This is a genomic window from Actinomadura sp. GC306 (genome assembly GCF_004348665.1).
Taxonomy (GTDB): domain Bacteria; phylum Actinomycetota; class Actinomycetes; order Streptosporangiales; family Streptosporangiaceae; genus Spirillospora.
Window position 1 is genome coordinate 1 of record NZ_SMKM01000505.1, and the last position, 1,766, is coordinate 1,766.

General features: G+C 75.6%; 2 protein-coding genes. Both read right to left on the minus strand.

The genetic code is table 11. From position 1 onward, the window contains the following. Positions 1–876 (minus strand): acetate--CoA ligase family protein (locus tag E1200_RS33075; RefSeq protein ID WP_207933673.1); only part of this gene is annotated, 876 nt, incomplete at its 3' end. 2 nt (positions 877–878) lie between these two features. Then, positions 879–1,715, minus strand: a complete 837-nt coding sequence (locus E1200_RS33080; protein WP_131956575.1) for a cyanophycinase — start codon at positions 1,713–1,715, stop codon at positions 879–881. Positions 1,716–1,766: the final 51 nt, after the last annotated feature.

Sequence of the window (1,766 nt, forward strand, 5' to 3'; positions counted from 1 at the left end):
GCCCGCGGCCGCGAACGCCGCCACGACCTCCGCCGGGGTCGTCAGCCCGACGTGGACGCCCTCGCCGTGGTGCCCCGCGAGCGGCTTGACGACCACCGGGCCGCCGATGCCGCGCAGCGCCTCCAGCGCCTCGGCCGGCGACGCCGCGACCCGCCCCTCGGGGACGGGCAGCCCCGCGTCGGCGAGGATCCGGTGCGCGAGCCGCTTGTCGCCCGCCACCTCCATCCCGATCGCCGAGGTCGCGTCGGTCATCGCGGCCCACACCAGCCGCCGGTACCGCCCGTACCCGAGCCGCAGCAGGTTCAGGTCGCCGACGCGGCGGACCGGGACGCCCCGGCGGCGCGCCGCGCGGGCCAGCGCGTCGGTGCTGACCCCGAGCCGCTCGCCCTCGTGGTCGGCGGCGACGGCGGCCAGCTCGGCGGCGAGGCCGGCGGACGGGCCGGGCACGTGCCCGGCGAGCGCGCCGAGGACGGTGCGCAGCGCGAGGGCGACCAGCCGCTCCACCACCGTGCTCGTGGCGGGCTCGTCGCGCGGGCACTCCAGGATGACGTCGTAGTCGGCGGGCCCGCCCGCGCGGACGGTGCGGCCGAAGAACACCTCGCGGCCGATCGCCGCGGACAGCTCCAGCGCGACGTGCTCGGTGACGTGGCCGAAGTAGGTGCCGCGCGCCATCGCGTCCAGCAGCCCGCCGGGCCGGCCCGCCGCGCAGTGGTGCGCCGCGAGGCCCGGCAGGGCGTCCAGCAGGCGCCCGGCGAACCCGGGGTGGTCGGTGGTCTCGTGGCCGGCCAGGCCCTGCAGATCGAGCCGGGCGATCGCGACGGGACGGGACAGGTAGACGTTCGGGCCGCTCAGGCGGCGCACGTGGTCGAGGCGCACGGCTATCCCCTCTCCGCGGGGCCGCGCATGTCGCCGATCTCCGGGAGCCGGTCGTTCATCTGGAACGCGCAGCCGGCCGGCAGCAGGTGCAGCGACACGTCGAACATGGCCATCGGCTCGTCGTCGGACGCCGCGTAGGCGACGGTGGACTGCCCCGCGTCGACGACCGTGACCACGCCCGTGCCGACGACGTCGAACCGGCCGTCGCCGACCACGATCGCGGTGTCCTCGTCGATCCCGACGCCGAGCAGCCGGGTGTCCAGCGCTATCCCGCTCATCAGCCGCGGCAGCCGGCCGCGCTCGTTGAAGTGCATGTCGATCAGCACGTTGTCGAGCAGGGCGAGGCCCGGCCCGACCTTCACGCTGGACGCGGCCACCTCGTGGCCGTGGCCGCCGAGGATCATCCAGTGCCCCATGGCGGTCGCGCCGGCGCTCGTCCCGGCGATGACCAGGCCCTCCTGGTCGAGGCGCCGCTTGAGCAGCTCGTTGGTCTTCGAGCCCACCAGCGTGCGGATCCGCGACTGGTCGCCGCCGCTGAACAGCACGCCGGTCGCGGCCTCCAGCGCCCGCAGCGTCGCCGCGCCGTCGGCGGCGGCCCGGCCGAGCAGCCGCAGCTCGCGGACCGCCGAGACGCCGAGCCGGCCGAACACGGCGGTGTACTCCTCGGCGACCTCCTCCGGCACCTCGGTCGCGGTCGTGATCACCACGACCCGCGCGTCCTCGCCGCCCGCGAGCTCGACGAAGGTCTCCAGCGGCCCGGAACCGCAGGTGCGGTTCTCCGCCCCGCCGATGATCAGCAGCCGGCCCTTGAGTCCGGCACCCGCTCTTCTCTCTGTCACACCCTCCGACTACCCCTCTTCACTCCCAGTAGTCTCCTGATGACATAAAGC